This window comes from Sporolactobacillus sp. PKPK-6 (assembly GCF_056678885.1).
Window position 1 is genome coordinate 1,644,472 of sequence record NZ_JBWXPA010000001.1, and the last position, 19,498, is coordinate 1,663,969.

Here is a 19,498-nt window from a genome sequence, read left to right on the forward strand (position 1 = left end):
TAAAGATGTTTTCTAGATTCCAAAAAAGGAAATTTAAATGCCAGCTGCTTCCATGAAAATTAAGCATGTAATTTATATTTCAAATAGTAATGACCAGTTAAGAAAAAAATGAGTGAGATACCTAGATTTATTAATGTTTGCGGAGAAACACTGGCTTGAATGGATGCAGCAGGTTGAAACAGCATCACATGATAATAGGGAATGATTTGCCCTCCTGTCAAATATTCTGTTGAAACGTAGGAGCCTATAAAAAGCAAGGGGACCCAAATCAGCTTAAACAAAATAATGATCATAAAACTTAGTGACGTGTAGACCAAAGCCTCAGATACAAATTGAAAGAACAAGGCAATGAATGGTACGTGGTAAAGCCTCACTGCCAATAATAAGCTGCAAACGAAAATCAGTACAACATAAGCTAGGAAAAAGAGCAGTACCCTGAAAAATCCATGCTCTATGGTCCTTAGCGGATAACTGAACAAGAACGTACTCCCTCCTTCCTCAAAATACCCATAAAATAAAAATGAGATCCACCATGCAGAAAAAGGAGCAACAATAAATTCCATTTGGTGCAGCAACGTGTCCGGAAGCGTCTGATCACCAAAAAAGTACGTAGCGAGAAACACAAGAAACGGACAAAAAGGAACATAGAAATTGTAACCCATCGCCTTTATTTCAAACGGCCAATCCATTCGTTTAAACATGATCAGCCTCCTTCATGTAATAAAGATAGGCATCTTCCAAATTAGGTTCCACCTGTCCGGCACCCGGCAGTTCCGTATCATGGTAAAAACGAATACGGTAATGATCCCCCTGCTGCACTGTTGAAATGATTGCCTGCTCAGGAATAGGCGGATCCGCATCTATCGGGCTGTCCATTTCCCAAATATGTCCGTCAGCATGTTTTGTCAGTTCACGCCTTGTCCCTGATGTAATCACTTTCCCCTCATTAATAATGGCAATATGATCACAAGTGGCTTCCAGATCTTCGACAATATGCGTGGATAGGATAATAATTCGATTTTCTGCTAGCCGTCGCAGAAGCTTACAAAACCGGACACGCTCCTGTACATCCAGGCCAGCTGTGGGCTCATCAACGATCACTAATTTTGGATCACCGAGAATGGCCTGTGCAATACCCAGACGACGAAGCATGCCCCCGGAAAGCGCGTGAATCTTTATGTTTTTTTGATCCTGCAGATTAACGGCTTCCAGAATATAATTGATTTCCCTCTTGCGTTCGTCTTTCTCACTGATTCCTTTTAAGACAGCAAAGTGATTCATGACTTCATAAACGTTTAGCGACTTATAAATGGAGAAATGTTGCGGCAAATAGCCCAATAAATTTCGAACCTGGTGAGGCTGCTTCCAAGATAAGTCATTTAACTTTATTTCTCCGCTGTCCGGAGTATCCAATGTAGCGATCAAGCGCATCAACGTTGTCTTCCCAGCCCCGTTAGGTCCTAAAAGTCCAAATGTTCCAGTAATACTTAGTGTTACATCATTAAGTGCGCATTTTTTACCGAAGGTTTTAGCGATACTGTTGATTTTTAATGTAGCCATTTAAGATCTCCCCATTTCTTTCTTGAGCAACTGATTTAAAGAGTCCCACGATGTGTCACCGGATTTCATTAACCGATACCAAGAGCGACAAAAGTCTTTTTTCTTAGCCACGCTGGTATCTATGTTTTTCGCGACTTGTCCCTTCATCCAATGAGACAACCATTCAAGAACTTCCTGCTTTTCCCCTGTACTCTTTACGCCTTGATACCAATCCAATACTTCTGAATCATTGCGACTATGTGCGGACTGATTATACAGATAGGCATAGGTCATGTCGAATGCTCGTACATAATCTAGGTCACTCACGTGGATACCATCATATTTCCAAGTGACTGCAGGCACCAGCCAGTTCACATAAGAATCCAATCCTTCTTTAAGCAAATACTCGGAAGCATCGCTAACAATCAAGGTGTCATCGGTATACCAAGCAAACTCTTCGGAAGATAAGTCCGAGATGGAAAGGATCGGTATTCTAAAAATCGTTTTTGGAACTGCTCGATGTCCTAGATCTAAATCCTTTTTTGCCGTTTTAATAAATGTTTCGGTTTGTTTCTGCATGTCATTCATTTGAGGATTTTTTAAGTTTGTTGTATGAACGTAGCGTTCTCCATTCTTGTTTTCGCTCTGCACTTCACCGGACACAAGTGTGAGACCGTGCGTGTTTCCTGACCACTCATTATGGGTTCGTTCTGGAATATTCGTATAAAGCGGTGTTCTGCCCCTGTAGTGCAGCACATAAGAGATCTTTTGCCTGTTTTGATGATTCATTCGCGTTAAATTCCCGTTATCGAGCGTAAACGAAGGACTTAATTGTGTGGATGGAAGCCAATTAAAATAATAGGGCAGATAAACGGATTGTCCATTCGCATAAAAGAGCGGTGAACTTAGCCCTTGATAGTTGAGATCAACCTTAAGATTGCGGCCTGGTATCCATTTATTTTTCAACGTAAGATGAAGAAGATCCTTCTTCTGTGAAAAAGAAGCTGATTTTCCATTGACCCGGATTGTTTTGACCTTAAATCCATGATAGAGAGATAGATCCACATGACGTAAAGAGTGCTGCTCTTGATTTTTAAGTGTCATGTTGACTTGTGCAGTTACCAATCTTTTTACGCGCAGATCGATCGTGTATGAGGTCGCTCTTATAGTGTACTGTTTCGGAACTACTTGTTTCTTAAAATAATAGTATTGTTCCACCATTTCTCTTGGCTTTGTGCGTGCATTCCCTGCTGAATAAACCTGTCGATCCAAGTTCAAAGAAATTGTGAGGATCAATACAATAACACTCAAACTAATCACAAGCACATTTGTTTTTCTTCGCGTAAACACACGATACTTCAATGAAAGAGTAAGCAAAAAAATTCCAAGAAGAATAACAAACCATAAGAGGTGTTTTTGCCAATAAACACTGTCATTAGCAAACCCATAAAGGCCATCATAACCAATCGTTGGATTCGGTTCTCCAAGATTTAAAATTTCCGCAGCCCGTTGAAGTGTTCGTCCAAGAAAAATAAAATTTGCCGGTCCGATCAATCCCCAAATAATTATTGAATACAGATAGACCACGCGATCTTTTGTAAGGAAAGCAAGCATAAAGCCGAGTAAATAACTAATATAAAAGGTAAAAGAAAAGTAAAGCATGACATAGAGAAAAGCACTGAAGAATAGATGATTCAACGAAAAGCCTTCAGCCAAATAAACAATGGCATATTCTATGTATAAAATGACACCAACAAAGATTGAAATGAGCGCCCCAAAGATCCATTTTGCAAATAGCCTGGGAACAAATGCATGATGTATGCTGAGATAGAGATCATCAACACGATGAACGGTATCCATTCGCACACTCCAGATTCCAATAAAAAGGAAGGCAAGTATTCCCCCTTGAACCAAGAAACTAGACCTAGGCATAAATTCTCCTGGGTTAACAATCTGATGTAAACCCAGCCCCTCATAAATCATTCCACCTAGCAAAAGAACCAAGAATAAAGGTTGACGTAGTAACTGTAACCATAGAATATTTAGCGTATTGATTATTCTACTTTTCATCAAATCGCTTCCCTTTATCGAAATTTGCAGAAAAATATTTTGAATAGTGTTCGTGTAAAAAGCACACTATTAATTCAAAAATTTAAAAACATAAGATTGTTTACAATACGAGGGGGGATATTAATGTCTTTTCAATTAACAGGCAGAAGTAAGATTTCCGTAGTAGATTTTTGGTGAATAACTCTTTCATTTTTATTATTTTACTCCTGTAACGTATTTGCAGCTAGTTCAAACGTGGATATATATAGCACACCGCAACATCGCTATTAGATGAACTTTGGGGCCAGCCTGTTCGCAGCATCGGTACCACATTGTCGAGATTGCAGCCAGACCAGGAGTATCAATTGGATCTCTTTTGACAACTCATCCAGGATAAACTTAATCGTGCTATGGATCAGATTTTTGCCCGCATGTATGCCCTGAGTAATTTTTTTAGTGCCTTAATCTCAAACTCAGTAAAGATTTGACGCTGTTTACTGTTGAGTGAGAAGTCTAACTTTTTTTATCTTGAATTTTGGAAAAATGTAATCGATAATGTTTTCTTTTTTTCCAGGTTGAATATATAGTTCAACATCTTGTTTGTTTATTTCTGTTCCGTAATAGTGTAGATTATCTGGTGTTAATCCTTGGAATCCAGATGTATGTTTAGCGTTCTCTCCTTTTTTTAAGTTTAAGAGAAAACGTCGAGTTTTTCTGTTTGCAGCAACTGCATTTATGGTCATTTTATTTTTGGAAGCAAGTAGTTGATTGATTTCTTTATCTACTACATTATTCTCCCAATCTTCTGAGTCTCCAAGTTCAAATGCATAATAACCTATACCAATAATAACAATTAGCATAAGCGAGATAAAAATGGCCGTTTGTAACTGCTAAACTAAAATCAACAGATTCTGCTAAATAGAAATGAACACTTTTCGCTAAATAGTAATCCAGATAAGTTATGATAGTTTTTCAACATGATTTGTCTGGAGGATTCGAAAGGTGGAAAAATTACTCTTGTATGTACAGGTTCATCAATTGAGTGAACAAGGATTCAAAGTGGCGAAAATCGCCAAAAAACTGGGTATTTCAAGAAATACTGTTTATAAGTTTTTGAAAATGTCTTTTGAGGAAGCCAGTGATTGGGCGAATTCTCTTAGTCAAAGGAGGAAGAAGCTCGATCCCTATCGGGATCAAATGATAAGTTGGTTAAAAGAACATCCCGACCTTTCTTCCGCCCAAATTGAGGATTGGTTGAAGGAAAAACATCCGGGTCTAACCATTGGAGGGAGCACCATTCGATTATTCGTCAAAGATCTGAGGGAAATCTACCATATCTCAAAAGAGATACATGCTCGTAGTCATGAAGCGGTTGATGAACTTCCAATGGGATATCAGGTTCAGGTGGACTGGGGAGAAATAACGCTTAAAAACGTACTGAACAAGGAGGTGAAGCTCTACTTTATCACATTCGTTCTGTCTCATTCTCGATATAAATATGTGGAATGGCTGGGAAGACCTTTCACCACAAAAGATACGATTCGATGCCATGAAAATGCCTTTGCTTATTTCGGGGGCATGCCGGAGGAATTGGTTTATGACCAAGATCACTTAATCACGGTCAGTGAAAATGCGGGTGACGTTATTCTGACCGGTGAATTTCAGGCTTATAAAGAACAACGTAAATTTCGTTTACATCTATGTCGAAAAGCAGATCCCCAAAGTAAAGGGAAAATAGAAAATGTTGTCAAGTATGTTAAGTATAATTTTGCCAAGAACAGGGTCTTTACGAACATCGATACATGGAATGAAAAAGGCATCGCTTGGTTAGAACGGACAGGGAATTATAATGTACACAATACAACAAAAAAGAGACCGGCTGAAGTGCACGCCCTCGAAAAGCAACACTTGAAACCAGTCTCTCCGCTGCTCTCCATTGAGAGCGACTATAGTTCCAGTATAACAAGAACTGTCTGTCCAGACAATGTCATCAAATATAAATCCAATCGTTATTCCGTGCCCTTGGGAACGTATCGTCGAAATGGTGATAATAAAGTTTTCATTGAACTCAAAGAAAGTGAATTGATCATCAAAAAGCAATCACAAGGTGAAGTCCTTGCTCGGCACATCCTAAGCACAGGAAAAGGCGAGCTCATCAAAAACAGGCAACATGCTCGTGATCGCTCAAAAGGAATTCAAGCCTATAAGGAGACGATTATCCGTCAATTCAATGATGGCGATCAAGCGGCATTATTCATTCAAGAATTGAGTAAGCGGTATCCGAGATATGTCCGTGATCAGCTTCAAATCATCCAGTATGCCCTTCATCATTTCCGTCAGGAAATGGAACAAGCCTTGACTATCTGTATAAAAGACCAACTCTGGAGTGCCAACGATCTTCGAGATGTTTCCCAACATCTGGCTCGCCAAAAAGAAACAAAAGTCGTACAAGCATCGTGCCAAACTCAGGGATCACAAAATGATCGTGTCGCACGAACACGCCAAGTTGCTGCAACGGTGAGAGAAATGGACGATTATATCCAGATACTCGGAGGCATGGGGCAATGAACAGTACAGTCAAAGAGATACAAGAGCACTTCCGCCATCTTCGGATGGCGGAGACAGCCAATGGGCTACCGCATCTCTTGCGAAAAGCCGAACAATCTTCTTGGACCTATCAAGAATTACTAGAGGAACTTTTAACTTTCGAATTAAAGCGGAGAGAAGAAAAAAATGTAGAAAGAAGATTGAAGTGGGCCAAGTTCCCTTATCAAAAGACACTGGATGAATTTCGCATAGACGAACAACAATCCATTAGCAGTCGGCAGATCAACCAGTTAAGGGAATTGAATTGGCTAGAACAACAATATAACCTGATTCTTCTTTGCCCGCCAGGAGTGGGTAAAACCCATATTGCGATTGGTCTTGGTCTTGAGGCTATCTACAAAGGCTTCAAGGTAAGCTTTATCACCATGGGGGAGCTCGTCCATCTGCTCAAGACAGAGGAGTACCTATCTAAATCCAAAACGCAGCTGAAAAGGCTACGGGAATCGGACCTTGTCATCATTGATGACCTGATGTATCTAGCAATGGATCAGCGAGAAGCCAACTTGTTTTTTCACCTGATTAACCATCTATACGAACGAAGTTCGGTCATCCTGACATCGAACAAAGGGCCGAAACAATGGGGAGAATTAATGGGCGATCAGGGGATCACAACAGCTATATTAGACAGAATTCTCCATAGAGTAGAAGTCATTCACCTAAACGAAGACAGCTATAGAATTAAACACCGAAGTACAATTTTCAAAGAGAAAAGTGTTCAAAATTAATTAGCAAAAAGTGTTCAAAACTACTTGACGGTTACACCGTTTTATGACGACTTATTATTTTCATCGTATTCTCCTTTTTTTTGCAATTATAGGGGATAGTTTGTGAAAGATTATTTATTTCGTTCTTGGGTTAGTCTCATCATTATCTTTTCCACAGTTATTTTTTGCTGAATCCAGCATCTCATAGTATTCCTAACTTTTTTCAATCTCGCAACATGATGAGTATTCGTAAATATTTTTCTTGTTCTTCATTTTCCTCACTTTTTACCAACAGTTGCCTGCGAACGTTCCTTTTCTCTGCTTTCGGATGGCTATCATTTGCAGTCATGTATTTCATTTCAATTTGTGTTAATCATTCCTTAAGCTATTATTATTATAATAAATTGATCTTTGATTTTGTCCTTTATGTCGCCTCGCTCGGTGTTCCTTCCAAACGATGCGCTCATAAATAGTTTCAAAAGAAATGATTATTCTGCCATCATCTCATTCCTTGAGAATGGACGAACAAAAAATAGGTGAGGAGTGAGACTATGAAAAAATACCGCTGGCTCATGTGGCGAAAAGTACTAATTTTCTTCATCATTGCCGTAATCATTGCCACAGCGATTTGGGCAGGAGGACAGGTTGCTCAGAATATCGCTGTGACAGCATTTAACCTGATTTTCCAACTATTCTTTGCCGTACTCTTTATGATCATTCAGTTTGTTGCCCTCTTTTGGTTCCTTGCCCGGGGACGAACCTATTGGATCATGCCCGGCGAAACAGGATCGAGCTGGGACGATTATCGAGGCAATCCTGAAGTCGTTGAAAATGCCAAACGCATCGTTACCTTGCTCAGAGGTGTCAAAGATTTCAAGAAAATGGGCGGTCAGGCCATCCGCGGGATGCTGCTTTGCGGGCCTCCGGGAACAGGAAAATCTTATCTCGCACAGGTTGTCGCAAATGAAGCTCAGGTTCCTTTCGCCTATGCTTCGGCACCAAGCTTTCAAAATATGTTCTTCGGTGTTGGTAATCTTAAAGTAATGAGCCTCTATAAAAAAGCTCGAAAGCTAGCAAAAACCTATGGTGCCTGCATTATTTTCATTGATGAAATCGATGCGATCGGCATGTCGCGGCAAGCAAACGGAGGCGGAGGTGGAGGACTTGGCGCGATGTTCGGTATGGGCGGCTCCGGTTTGCTCAACGAACTTCTGCTGCAAATGGACCCGCCGAATATTGATCATTCACGGTTTGCCAAGCTGTTCCGTGCGCTTGGGCTCAGGCACAAAAAAGCAGAGCGCCGCGCTGTATTGACCATCGGTGCAACCAATTTACCGGACGTCCTGGATTCCGCTTTACTTCGTCCCGGTCGATTTGATCGAAAGCTCTGGGTCTATCCTCCTGACTATGACGGCCGCGTAGATGTATTTGACTACTATCTCGCAAAGGTTAACCGAGATGAATCACTGACTGCGCAAAAAGCGGCATTAGACACCATCGGCTATAGTCCGGCACAAATCAAGCATATTGTGAACGAGGCCATCGTCATTGCACATCAGCGCGGCGCGAATGGCGCGAATTATGAAGACTTCAGAGCTGCCATGGAGACCTATGAATGGGGCTTGAAGCAGCCGCTTCGCTCAATGAGCGACGATGAAAAACGAAATGTTGCCTATCATGAAGCCGGCCATGCCGTTGCCCAATATTTGTTGAAGCCTCATGAACGCGTCTGGAAAGTAACCATCATCCGTCGAGGCAGCGCGCTCGGTCTGGCGGCTACGAAACCAACGCACGAACGCTATAATCAAAGCGACAGTGAGATGCTGGCGGAAATTCAAGTATGCCTCGCATCACGCGCGTCCGAAGAACTCTTTTTGGGAAAAAAATTAAACGGCGTCACCTCCGACCTGCAGCAAGCAACCGAGCTCGCCGGTGCCTATCTTGGTGCAGTCGGTATGGGTGACGAATTGTTCAGCTGGCTTTCTACTGGTTCACTAACGGACGCACTCAAACAGCTCCGTCCTAAAATCAACACATTATTAAAAGATCAGATGAACCAAGTAAAAACATTAATTGAAGAACAGACGGAATTTGTTCATGCCATTGCGAGAGAACTATTGACACGCGGTGATCTCACCGGAGAAGAAATTGATGCACTCTATGTCAATCTATATGGTCACGAGCGCCCAGAAGTGCCTGAAATCAAGGCATTAGGAACTGCCTCTGACGTGAAAAATTCGTCTGAAACTATTGCAGAAAAAAAAGAAGATTAAAGCAAAGAAACAGAGGCTGCTCACACGTCATGATACGACGATGAGCAGCCTTTTTTTACCAACATTCAAATGAAGGACATCAACGGTGAATTTTTGAACCATATATATTTTTATTGATTGTCTCAGATGTCAGAAAGGCAGCGGAAGCGGACAGCAGTGAAACGATCATAACGTAAAATGCGAGATAGTACCACTGATCTCCATCAACAGCAGTCAGCCATTTGGCAATAAACGGAGTGAACCCCCCTGCCACAATCGCACCTAATTGTGCGCCGATGGATGCCCCACTGTAACGGACGGAAGGGCCAAACATCTCGGTAAAAAAGGCCGGCTGAACCGCATTAATCGAGTTGTGCCCAACATTGATAAATAGAAAATAAGCTAGCATCAACAAGGCAAAGGAGCCACTTTCGACGAGATAGAAAAATGGAAAGACGAAGGCCGCTGCGAACAGCGCACCAAAAATATATACCGGACGACGGCCGATCTTATCTGAAATATACCCGAACAGTGCGTGAGCTGGAAATGCAATGACACAGGTCAGCATGACAACAGACAGCATCATCCCGTTGCTTACACCGAGCTGCTCGGTAGCATAGGAAACTGCAAAAACAGTGGCAAGAAAAAAGGGAACGCTTTCCGCAAAGCGCAGTACCATAATGGTCAGAAGCTTCTTCCATCCCTTTTTCACAACCCGAAAAACGGGACTTTTCTGTACAACCTGCAAACCGCTTTTTTCGATTTTTTCTTTTTTCTTCAATTTTTCAAAGACCGGTGTCTCCTCAAGATGTATGCGCATATAAAGGCCCACAGCTACAAGCACGCCACTAAAGAGAAAAGGAATTCTCCAGCCCCATGAAAGCAGCTGTTCCCGATTCAGCATTGTCACAAGTGCGAACATTCCTGTTGCCAGCAGCTGTCCGGAAAAACCGCCGGTCTGAGGAAGAGCACCTGCCAAGCCGCGTCTGCTCGGTGATGCGCTTTCAACAACGTAAAGCATCGCGCCGCCCCATTCGCCACCGACCACAAAGCCCTGCATGAAACGTAAAAGGACGAGCAGAATCGGCGCCATGATTCCGACTTGCTGATAGGTTGGCAGAATGCCGACAAGCATCGTAGCCGCGCCCATACCAAGCAACGTAATCACAAGCGCCTTTTTCCTTCCTAGAGTATCGCCATAATGCCCGAAAAAGGCTCCGCCAAGCGGTCGCGCGATAAATCCGACACCAAAAGTTGCAAAGGCTGCTAAAGTTCCCGCCAAAGCACTGATATTGGGAAAAAAGATCGTATTAAATACCAAAGCCGCAGCAAGCCCATAGACGAGAAAATCATAAAACTCAATTGTATTTCCAATCCAGCTGGAGATAATTACCTTGCGAAGCTCAGAAGGCTTGCGTCCTGAAAAGTTTCCCGGATCTCTATCTTGAGCTATTTCGGTTGTTTCTTTTTCCAACTTACTCATTACCAGCACCTCTTCAATTACGATTTTGGTCCCGCTCTATTATTGAATTTTCTTCAGTGTCTTCAGTTATAAGCAGCAAAATATGGCATGTGGAGGAGGAGATCACGAAGAGTTGAAAAGTTTAATGATGAATCGAATTAAATATTCTATACCCTTAGATTATTAATCGAAACCATTTCTATAACAAAAGGGTTTCGTTTTTGATTATTTATAATGAAAGCACAAAGCAGACTATTCCTCCGAACAGGGATAATCTGCTTTGTTTGTATACGATTCATTTGTACTCAATAATTAATCCAATTCCCTTTTTTCCTTCAACAGCTCTTGAAATTCCCGCTCCAATTCATCAGATGGTTCAATACTTAAACGACCAAGCACCGCTGCTATTTTTGTTTCGAGCACGAGACGTTTGTCCTTTTCGAGATCTCGATTCTTTTTTGGCTTGTCATTTTTGAACTGTCGGTAGCTTCCTTCAAACACGCGAATTTGCTGATTTCGGATTTCCAATATCCGGGTGGCAATGTTTTCAATAAATCGGCGGTCATGGGAGACAAAGATCACGCTTCCCTCAAATTCTTTGAGCAGCGATTCCAATGCGGCAGCCGCTTCCATGTCAAGATAATTTGTCGGTTCATCCAGAATCAGCGTATTCATATCGCTTAGAAAGAGCTTGGTTAGCGCCACTTTTACTCGCTCTCCGCCGCTTAACATCCCGACAGTCTTGTAGATATCGTCTTTGAAAAAATGCATCCGTGCGAGCACCGTTCGAATCAGCGTTTCATCCTGATAGGACGTAAAACGTACATTTTCGATAATCGATTTATCCTCATCCAAGATATTTAAATTTTGACTGAAGTAGGCAATCTTCACAGATGGCGATAACGTTAGCCCATATTCCTGATTGATGATCTTCTTGATCAGTGTCGTCTTCCCACTGCCATTGGGACCGATAATCGCTAATTTGTCCCCACCCCGAATAAAGAAGCTGGTCCGACGCCAAAGCACTCGTTTACCAAATTCTGCAGATACACCCTCCGCCCGAAGAATGATTCGCTTCTTAAACGTTTCTGCATTGGGCAAACTCATCTTAAGCGGCTGAATGTCTTTCAGTTTTTCTACCTTTTCTAGTTTTTCCAGTCGCGTTTTCATTGCATTCGCAGTCGTCTGCAATTTCTTTTGTATTATGGCAAAATCTTTTCCATTTGAATCCGACAGATTGACATTCTTCGGTTTCCTGATTGCCTTTTGAGCCTTTCTCTCCTTTAATCGCAGCGCTTCCTCGAGCTGTCGTTTCTTTTTCTCGTAGCTCTCATAAGCATGTTGTTGTTCGGTACGGGCGGCTTTTTTTTGGTCTAAATAATTACTGTAGTTCCCTGTGTATACGTTTATTTTGCCGTCATTGATTTCCCATATTGTTGTACAAAGCGTATCCAAAAACGCACGGTCATGCGAAACGATAACCAGAGCACCTTGCCACGCCTTCAGCTTCTTTTCGAGCCACTCTATATGATCCGTGTCTAGATTAGTTGTTGGCTCATCGGCAAGCAACAACTCAGGATCCCGCATCAAAGCTTTTTGGATGTACTCTTGTGTCACTTCTCCACCACTTTTAGTTGTATTCGTCCGCTTCAACTGCGGCAGCAGTTCACACGATGCGTGTTGAATAATCGTCCCTTCTTCGGGTACTATTCTCTTTGCGATTATGTTCAGCAGTGTTGTTTTTCCGCATCCGTTTCGTCCAACAAGCCCAATCCGATCCTTTTGATGGATTTGCAGTTGATCGATATCAAGTAACAAACGATTCTTGACGTAGTGTTTTATTTTGAGAGCTTCTAACAGGATCATAAGATCATCCCCACTTATTTCATAATCAAGGACATAAGAAAAATTTTGAAAATACCTGTGTCTGACACAGGCTGATCCTTAGATTTTTCTTTTACTAGCTTCCGCTAATCTTTTGTACAATCTAATTTGTACAAAATGGCCCCCCTATCTGCTGGTCAGAATAGGATTATCGACCTAATTCTTTTTTCTCTTTCAACAGCTCTTGAAACTCCTGCTCCAATTCATCAGATGGTTCAATACTTAAGCGACTGAGTACTGCTGCTATTTTTGTTTCGAGTACGAGGCGTTTGTCCTTTTCGAAATCTCGATTCTTTTTTGGTTTATCATTTTTGAACTGTCGGTAGCTTCCTTCAAACACGCGAATTTGCTGATTTCGGATTTCCAATATCCGGGTGGCAATGTTTTCAATAAATCGGCGGTCATGGGAGACAAAGATCACGCTTCCCTCAAATTCTTTGAGCAGCGATTCCAATGCAGCAGCCGCTTCCATGTCAAGATAATTTGTCGGTTCATCCAAAATCAGCGTATTCATATCGCTTAGAAAGAGCTTGGTTAGCGCCACTTTTACTCGTTCTCCGCCGCTCAGTACTCCAACCGGCTTATAAACATCGTCTTGGAAAAAATGCATCCGCGCAAGCACCGTTCGAATCAGTGTTTCCTCCTGCTTTGACGTTGCACGGACATTTTCAATAATCGATTTATCCTGATCCAGGATATTTAAATTTTGACTGAAATAGGCGATTTTTACAGATGGAGACAGCGTTAGTCCCGTTTTCTGATTGATGATCTTCCTGATTAACGTTGTTTTTCCGCTGCCATTGGGACCGATGATGGCGAATTTATCCCCACCCCGAATAAAGAAGCTGGTCCGACGCCAAAGCACATGTTTGTCAAATTGTGCAGATACATCCTCCGCCCGAAGAATGATCCGATTCTTAAATGTTTCTGCGTTGGGCAGATTCATTTTAAGCGGCTGAATGTCTTTCACTTTTTCTACCTTTTCCAGTTTTTCCAATCGTGTTTCAATGGCGTTCGCTGTTGTCTGCAATTTCTTTTGTTTTTTGGCGAAGTACGGCTTCGCTCCCGTAATTCGAGCTTCTGATCCACTTACGTTTTTGGGCTTTTTTGTCGCCCGTTCCGCTTTTTTCTCTTTTAATTTCAAAGCGTCTTCCAACTGCTTCTTCTTTTTTTCATAGTTCTCGTAAGCGTGTTGCTGCTCGGCATGCATGGCTTCCTTCTGCTGCTCATAATCACTGTAATTGCCTGTATAAACACTTATTTTGCTGTCATTGATTTCCCATATTGTTGTACAAAGCGCGTCCAAAAACGCACGGTCATGCGAAACGATGACCAGCGCACCCTGCCATGCCTTCAGCTTCTTTTCCAGCCATTCAATGTGATCGGTATCCAAATTGGTCGTGGGTTCATCTGCAAGCAAAAGCTCAGAATCCCGTACCAGCGTTTCTTGGATATACTCTTGGGTGACTTCACCGCCGCTTTTTGTTGTATCCGTCCGTTTCAACTGCGGCAGCAGCTCACACGATGCGTGTTGAATAACTGTTCCTTCTTCAGGTACGATTTTCTCTGCTAAGATGTTGAGCAGTGTTGTTTTACCGCACCCGTTTCGTCCAACGAGTCCAATTCGATCGTTGCGATGAATGTGCAGTTGATCAATATCGAGTAACAAACGATCCTTAACATAGTGTTTTATTTTTAGAGCTTCTAACAAGATCATAAAATCATCCCCATTTTTTCATAATCAGGGACGTAAAATAGCCCCCTATCTGTTGTCAGAATAGGAGGCTGCTGTAAAAATATAGGCGAACACCAAAAAGACACCCGGTCTTCTCAAGCCGACTACAAATCACCAATCCTATTCTGAACTCCGTTTGAAGGCATAGTGGCAGTACGGTTCCCCTGCTTCTCACTACCTTCAATTGGCGGTTTCAAAAAATAGGATTAGTTTTTCATCGGCCGTTGGTTCACCCCTTCCGTTCACTCGATTACTTTCAATGTAATCAATTTACTCGCTATTGTCAAACAGCAAACCCTCTAGGCAAAAGCGATGTTCACTTTTTCAATGCTTCTTTCTCGAAAATGGATCGCTGGTTTTATCGTTGTTCCAGACATATTCAATGCCGTGAGCAACATCAGAAGCTTGCTCAGTCCCAAATTGATCGGCAACGAATCCCAGAGTCATATCGATTCCCGCTGAGACGCCGGAGGATGTATAGTATTTCCCGTCAGTGACCCACCGAGCACGCTCCACCCAGTGCACCGCCAAATTTACACTTTTTACCCAATCAAACGCGATTTTATTAGAGGTCGCTTTCCGGTCGTCAAGCAGTCCTGTCCGTGCCAAGAGAGCTGATCCGGTGCATACTGTTAAGCAAAAGGCTGCTTGTTCTGCCGCATGCTTTAACTTTTTTGTAAACTCTTCATCATGAACAAGCGGCCGCGTACCTTGTCCGCCTGGAATCAGAAGGATTCCTGACGGATCAGCTTGATCAATCGGCTCGGTCATGATTTGCATCTGCTGCCTGCTGACCACCAATCCGCCGTCCATTGATACAAAATGGAGCGCATAATCGCTGATCCTTCCCAGTACTTCAACCGGGCCAAAGGCGTCCAGCGTTTCAAAATCAGGAAAAAGCAAAATATTTACATCCATGCTGATCCTCCTTTTTTACACAAATAAGAAAGTATAAAGATTTAGAGGAATTTAGTGTAAGTTCAACTAAGTCTTCGCCTTCTTCAGAGACTTGGCGAAGCCAAGTTTTCTAATCGAAACGGCACGTCTAAATGACAACCACCTAATTTGAGTGAATAACGCAAATCTTGATTGCCGCGCACCGTCATTCCAAAATCGGTGGCGTAAACAACAAGCCCAAGATGGTGTCCGGCGGTTAATCGGTGGAACGTCGGCTGTAATTCCACATCGATAGCATAGAATTGATCCGGCTGTAATTCGTCAACCTTCCAGGCATTTTCTCTATTTTGCAAGTTGATGTGACCCTTTGAGATCATCTTAAACGGCGTAGGAAAATTGGCCAGAGTAAATTCACGAAGCTGATCCTCACGCCAGCGATAGCCTAGATCTATTTTTCTCATAGAGTTTGGCGTTGGCGAAACGTTGAATCGTTTTGCTTCTCCGTAATCGACCAGTTGAAAGCTAAGCATACCAAATGAATGGTTTGATGCCGCCTGAACATGAACATGCACCCGGCCGTCAATGATTTTGTCCTCATCCACCGGATCTGTTTTGAACAATAGACAATTCTCGCTCAAAGCGTTCGGTTCATCCGCAAGAAGATCCTGTGCCCATTGATCATGGTGTGCAGCATAACGATCAAAAATGGCTTTCGGAAGACTATCTTTGAAAGACACCACTTCGTGACCCGCAGTTGCAGTAGTTAATCTTCCCTCAGCAAAATGATAGGTTTTCCTTGCAGCGGTCGGTTCGGACCAATCTTGATAAGCGGTCCAGGTTTCCGGAGTTACATTGTCTTGCACGATTACGTTGGGCAAAAGCTCCTTTGCCCCGTTTTGGATACCATAGAGCTCATGGCTGATCCAAAGATTAATCATGTCCGTATAATCAATCGAACGGAAGGCGTTAATATAAATGTGCTGCCCTTGATGCAGAATGATTTTTTTCGATACCGGCACGTCACGCAGTGCTTGCCACAGCTGCTCCACCTGACCAGGCTTCACATTCCAGTCATTCAAGCCATGAATCATCAGCACATCGCATTTAATGTTTCTCACTTTTTTAAGGTAGTTGCGTGCGTCCCAGAACGTATTATAGTTACCCGATTCACGTTCCATGTCGGTTGCCATCTTTTCCATCTGTGCGTCAAAATAATCTTTGATATGCAGATGATAATCAGCAGCAGCCTTCATGCGGCTCATCGTTTCGATTGCCAGAACATCGGCGTCCTCACCCGGAAAACCATCCGGTGCAATCATTAACCCGCCTTCGCGGTAATAGCCGTACCATGAAGAGATCGCCGCTTCAGAAATAATCGTCTTTAGGCCCTCAACGCCGGTTGTAGCGGCGGCAGTCGCCAAGGTCCCCAGATAAGAACGACCGGTCATTGCCACAGAACCGTTGCACCACCAAGCAGTGATTGCTATGTTATCTGTTCGATTCGTAAACGCGCGCCGTTTGCCGTTCAGCCACTCAATCACATCAATGGTGGCTTCGGTCTGCTGCGGATCACCGCAGGTTTGAATACCATCCGAATCTAACGTGCCAATGCCCGCAGAGTATACAGCCGCCAACCCTCGCGCCAAGAAATAATCATTCAATGTATAGGAATATTCACGGCTGAACGTCTCCGTTGCATATTTCGTTTCTCCATTGACCGGACGCGGGACAGGCAGTTCCAGTTTCTCATCATGGTAAGCAATATCCTCGTAGCTGAGGTTATTCGGCTGCTTCTCCGTCAAAGGGACATTAATGTTGTGCATTGCTTTTTCTCCGGCTTCATCATTTGTATCTTGATTATATGGACTAGCGGTGAAAAGTGCCGGAACCTTTAATCCATCTTCTGTGTCAGCCGGACGTATAATTTGAACCTTCAGCAGATCGCGCTTGCCGTCACCATCTGAATCAACGGAAGATTCCACATAAACGACCTCACGAATCAGCTTGGCTGTATCAAAAACGGCCTGGGATTTGCCATTAAAAAAGAGCGGTTTCTGCTGCGTGGACAAGTCATAAAACGGAACAAAATAGCCTTGATTCGTCAACAGATCGAGAAATGTCTGTCCATCCTTAGTGTGGGTAGTCAGCAATAAATACCAAGCATCCAGAACCTGCTCTTTAGTCCACGCGCCCGCGGCTTCAAGCATCGGCAATTGTATCTTTTTCATCGCGGCCAGCGGTTCAGCAAGCGAAAAATCTTCCTCCGGCAAAAATCCGCATAGCTGCAACGCGACTAAATAGAAGACATCCGCCGTAATCGGATCACCGGCATCCAAATAGTCTTTGAGATCGGCAGTTGGTGTTGCTAAATAGTTTCGCAGTTTCGTATCAAATTCATGTTCGCCACGCACCTTTACAAACGCTTTTTTGAGCAGCGAACAATAGGCTGCGGCAGGCGTCTGCGCGTGGTTGATTTGATCATCCAGAAAATGAATCCGTTGTAGTTCTTCGATCACTGTTTGGTGATCGGCAGTTATTCGTGCAAATTGATTGTTTTTCATCGACAAAACTCCTCAGTAAGTAACTGCAGTTATTATATCACTCAACGATGCAGCACTCAGGTCTCCTATGTATTTGTCCATCAATTAACTTAAGAAAAATGCTAAAAAAGTGGATACTTCCCTACTTCTACTGTTGATGGAATTCCTCATTGAACAGTTGGATTACATATTTTCCTTTATTCGTGCATGGATTCTCAGTTTTCGTGCATTGGCCACCTGTTTTCGTGCATTGAACTCTATTTTTCATGCATTGAATTACCGTTCTCGTGCATGGCCTGATCTCTATATTTGATTCGTGCATGGATTCTCTGTTTTCGTGCATTGGCCACCTGTTTTCGTGCATTGAACCCTATTTTTCGTGCATTGAATTACCGTTCTCGTGCATGGCCTGATCTATATCTTCGATTCGTGCATGGATTCTCCGTTTTCGTGCATGGGCCACCTGTTTTCGTGCATTGAACCCTATTTTTCGTGCATTGGACTGCCGTTCTTGTACATGGCCTGATCTCTATCTTCGATTCGTGCATGGATTCTCAGTTTTCGTGCATTGGCCACCTATTTTCGTGCATTGAACCCTATTTTTCATGCATTGGACTGCCGTTCTTGTGCATGGCCTGATCTCTAGCTTTGATTCATGCATTGATTCTCAGTTTTCGTGCATTGGCCACCTGTTTTCATGCATTGAGCCCAATTTTTCATGCATTGGATTGCCGTTCTTGTGCATGACTGGATCTCTATCCGATTCGTGCATTGGCGTTTGGAAAGATCCATCAATCCAGCTGACTAACTGGCTTCTTTAACCAAATGGATCGCGGTCTCAAGCAATAAAAAGCCCCGTCATTTGGACAATTAGGTCCATTTTTCGGGGCTTCACATTTAATCTATGTTTTTTCAATTCCACATTAAATACGATTTTCATGAGTTCTGAGTATCCGGTGCCGTCCACCTTTCAAAACGCTCATAACCTCTCCCGACATCCTTCGAAAAATGTGCGTCTGATCCAAAAACAAACGGGATCTGTTTTTTTACGGCTAACGATGCGATTTCATCGGGTGGATAGGGTTCTCTGCACCAATCTTTAAACATACCGGACGTGTTGTAATCCAATGCATACTCGCCAATGACAACTTCATTTAAAAAATAATCAATCAACTGTTCTGTCTTCGCAGAAAAGCCGGTATCCTCTTTTGTAAAGTAATTTTTGAACTTTCGGCAAAGTGTCATATGACCGATTCGCGTTGGTTTATAAATACCGAGATCTGATTTTACCAGATGACGCATCATCCCGAAATACGCCTCTTGGGCGAATTGAAAGCTGCCATAAAAAGAGACAATGCCCTGCTGATAGTCTTCCGCACTATAGTCTATCGCTCGATAGCCTCCGCTGCCCGGAAGGAAATGCAGGGATAGAATACTATGATCACTATACAAGCCATATTCGTTTAAAAAATCACGTGTCCAGTTTTCGTAATCACTAAGATAATCCACTTCAAAACCAATATGAATGTTCAGCTGTGAACGATATTTTTGCTTTAATTTATTCATTTTGTTTAAATAAGGCTCTACATCGTTTATAGCGATACCCGCTGTATCAATCGCTTGTTGAGCACCGGCGCATCGAGCCAAGAAATCAGGTGGAAGCGGCGCATGTTCAGTAATTGAATAATCCGTCATTCCCTGTTTTATCGCCGATCGAATGAATAACTCTGTATCTTCACCGGATCCATGCGGACAAAATTCACTATGTGTATGTCCATCCCATTTCATAACTGTCTTTCCCCTAACTCGGCCTATAATTTTGCTGCATA

General features: G+C 42.7%; 13 protein-coding genes and 1 pseudogene. 4 read left to right on the top strand and 10 right to left on the bottom strand.

The genetic code is table 11. The annotated features are described in order from the left end of the window. Positions 1–59: 59 nt before the first annotated feature. Genes AC1MBV_RS07980 through AC1MBV_RS07990 form a run of 3 tightly spaced genes read right to left on the bottom strand, consistent with a single transcriptional unit; the run spans position 60 to position 3,399 of the window. Complete coding sequence (locus tag AC1MBV_RS07980; protein ID WP_255748208.1) at positions 60–701, bottom strand: hypothetical protein; 642 nt, start codon at positions 699–701, stop codon at positions 60–62. Continuing rightward, positions 694–1,560 carry an ABC transporter ATP-binding protein gene (locus AC1MBV_RS07985; protein ID WP_255748207.1) on the bottom strand — a complete coding sequence of 289 codons (867 nt, stop codon included), beginning with the start codon at positions 1,558–1,560 and terminating at the stop codon, positions 694–696. The genes AC1MBV_RS07980 and AC1MBV_RS07985 overlap by 8 nt, the downstream gene beginning before the upstream one ends. After that, complete coding sequence (locus AC1MBV_RS07990) at positions 1,561–3,399, bottom strand: hypothetical protein (RefSeq protein WP_255748206.1); 1,839 nt, start codon at positions 3,397–3,399, stop codon at positions 1,561–1,563. Between the two features lie 473 nt (positions 3,400–3,872). Here AC1MBV_RS07990 and AC1MBV_RS07995 point away from each other — a divergent pair. Beyond that, positions 3,873–3,968, top strand: a pseudogene (locus AC1MBV_RS07995) (DinB/UmuC family translesion DNA polymerase); the annotation flags it as partial. A 114-nt stretch (positions 3,969–4,082) separates the two neighbouring features. On the opposite strand, the gene AC1MBV_RS08000 reads toward AC1MBV_RS07995, so the two are convergent. Continuing rightward, positions 4,083–4,448 (bottom strand): hypothetical protein, encoded by a 366-nt coding sequence (locus AC1MBV_RS08000; protein ID WP_480948055.1) that lies wholly within the window; start codon positions 4,446–4,448, stop codon positions 4,083–4,085. Between the two features lie 142 nt (positions 4,449–4,590). Here AC1MBV_RS08000 and istA point away from each other — a divergent pair, with 142 nt between their 5' ends. The 3 genes from istA to AC1MBV_RS08015 all read left to right on the top strand — a co-directional run bounded on the left by istA (position 4,591) and on the right by AC1MBV_RS08015 (position 9,172). Next, positions 4,591–6,156, top strand: a complete 1,566-nt coding sequence (gene istA / locus AC1MBV_RS08005; protein ID WP_255749772.1) for an IS21 family transposase — start codon at positions 4,591–4,593, stop codon at positions 6,154–6,156. Next, positions 6,153–6,920, top strand: a complete 768-nt coding sequence (gene istB / locus AC1MBV_RS08010; protein ID WP_480948056.1) for an IS21-like element helper ATPase IstB — start codon at positions 6,153–6,155, stop codon at positions 6,918–6,920. The genes istA and istB overlap by 4 nt, the downstream gene beginning before the upstream one ends. A gap of 530 nt (positions 6,921–7,450) precedes the next feature. After that, a complete protein-coding gene (locus AC1MBV_RS08015) occupies positions 7,451–9,172 on the top strand; it encodes an AAA family ATPase (RefSeq protein WP_255749491.1) in 1,722 nt (573 codons plus the stop codon). Between the two features lie 79 nt (positions 9,173–9,251). Here AC1MBV_RS08015 and AC1MBV_RS08020 read toward each other — a convergent pair whose 3' ends face one another. From AC1MBV_RS08020 to hisJ, 6 genes are all read right to left on the bottom strand, one after another. Beyond that, the gene (locus AC1MBV_RS08020; protein ID WP_255749493.1) at positions 9,252–10,634 is read right to left on the bottom strand and encodes an MFS transporter; all 1,383 of its coding nucleotides are present in this window, start codon (positions 10,632–10,634) and stop codon (positions 9,252–9,254) included. Positions 10,635–10,925: 291 nt separating this feature from the next. Further along, positions 10,926–12,479: a Vga family ABC-F type ribosomal protection protein gene (locus AC1MBV_RS08025; RefSeq protein ID WP_480948057.1), complete on the bottom strand. Its 1,554-nt coding sequence runs from the start codon at positions 12,477–12,479 to the stop codon at positions 10,926–10,928. A gap of 166 nt (positions 12,480–12,645) precedes the next feature. Next, positions 12,646–14,214, bottom strand: a complete 1,569-nt coding sequence (locus AC1MBV_RS08030) for a Vga family ABC-F type ribosomal protection protein (RefSeq protein ID WP_480948058.1) — start codon at positions 14,212–14,214, stop codon at positions 12,646–12,648. Between the two features lie 342 nt (positions 14,215–14,556). Then, positions 14,557–15,150, bottom strand: a complete 594-nt coding sequence (locus tag AC1MBV_RS08035) for a DJ-1/PfpI family protein (protein WP_480948059.1) — start codon at positions 15,148–15,150, stop codon at positions 14,557–14,559. A gap of 83 nt (positions 15,151–15,233) precedes the next feature. Continuing rightward, positions 15,234–17,690, bottom strand: coding sequence for a Xaa-Pro dipeptidyl-peptidase (locus AC1MBV_RS08040; RefSeq protein WP_480948060.1), 2,457 nt, complete (start codon positions 17,688–17,690; stop codon positions 15,234–15,236). Positions 17,691–18,605: 915 nt separating this feature from the next. Continuing rightward, positions 18,606–19,457 (bottom strand): histidinol-phosphatase HisJ, encoded by an 852-nt coding sequence (gene hisJ, locus AC1MBV_RS08045; RefSeq protein ID WP_255749500.1) that lies wholly within the window; start codon positions 19,455–19,457, stop codon positions 18,606–18,608. Positions 19,458–19,498 lie beyond the last annotated feature (41 nt).

Excerpts from the sequence above, each read along its gene's own strand:
- AC1MBV_RS07980 (WP_255748208.1), bottom strand. The coding sequence starts at position 701 with ATGTTTAAACGAATGGATTGGCCGTTTGAAATAAAGGCGATGGGTTAC.
- AC1MBV_RS07985 (WP_255748207.1), bottom strand. The coding sequence starts at position 1,560 with ATGGCTACATTAAAAATCAACAGTATCGCTAAAACCTTCGGTAAAAAA.
- AC1MBV_RS07990 (WP_255748206.1), bottom strand. The coding sequence starts at position 3,399 with ATGGATACCGTTCATCGTGTTGATGATCTCTATCTCAGCATACATCAT.
- AC1MBV_RS08000 (WP_480948055.1), bottom strand. The coding sequence starts at position 4,448 with ATGCTAATTGTTATTATTGGTATAGGTTATTATGCATTTGAACTTGGA.
- istB (WP_480948056.1), top strand. The coding sequence starts at position 6,153 with ATGAACAGTACAGTCAAAGAGATACAAGAGCACTTCCGCCATCTTCGG.
- AC1MBV_RS08015 (WP_255749491.1), top strand. The coding sequence starts at position 7,451 with ATGAAAAAATACCGCTGGCTCATGTGGCGAAAAGTACTAATTTTCTTC.
- AC1MBV_RS08020 (WP_255749493.1), bottom strand. The coding sequence starts at position 10,634 with ATGAGTAAGTTGGAAAAAGAAACAACCGAAATAGCTCAAGATAGAGAT.
- AC1MBV_RS08025 (WP_480948057.1), bottom strand. The coding sequence starts at position 12,479 with ATGATCCTGTTAGAAGCTCTCAAAATAAAACACTACGTCAAGAATCGT.
- AC1MBV_RS08030 (WP_480948058.1), bottom strand. The coding sequence starts at position 14,214 with ATGATCTTGTTAGAAGCTCTAAAAATAAAACACTATGTTAAGGATCGT.
- AC1MBV_RS08035 (WP_480948059.1), bottom strand. The coding sequence starts at position 15,150 with ATGGATGTAAATATTTTGCTTTTTCCTGATTTTGAAACGCTGGACGCC.
- AC1MBV_RS08040 (WP_480948060.1), bottom strand. The coding sequence starts at position 17,690 with ATGAAAAACAATCAATTTGCACGAATAACTGCCGATCACCAAACAGTG.
- hisJ (WP_255749500.1), bottom strand. The coding sequence starts at position 19,457 with ATGAAATGGGATGGACATACACATAGTGAATTTTGTCCGCATGGATCC.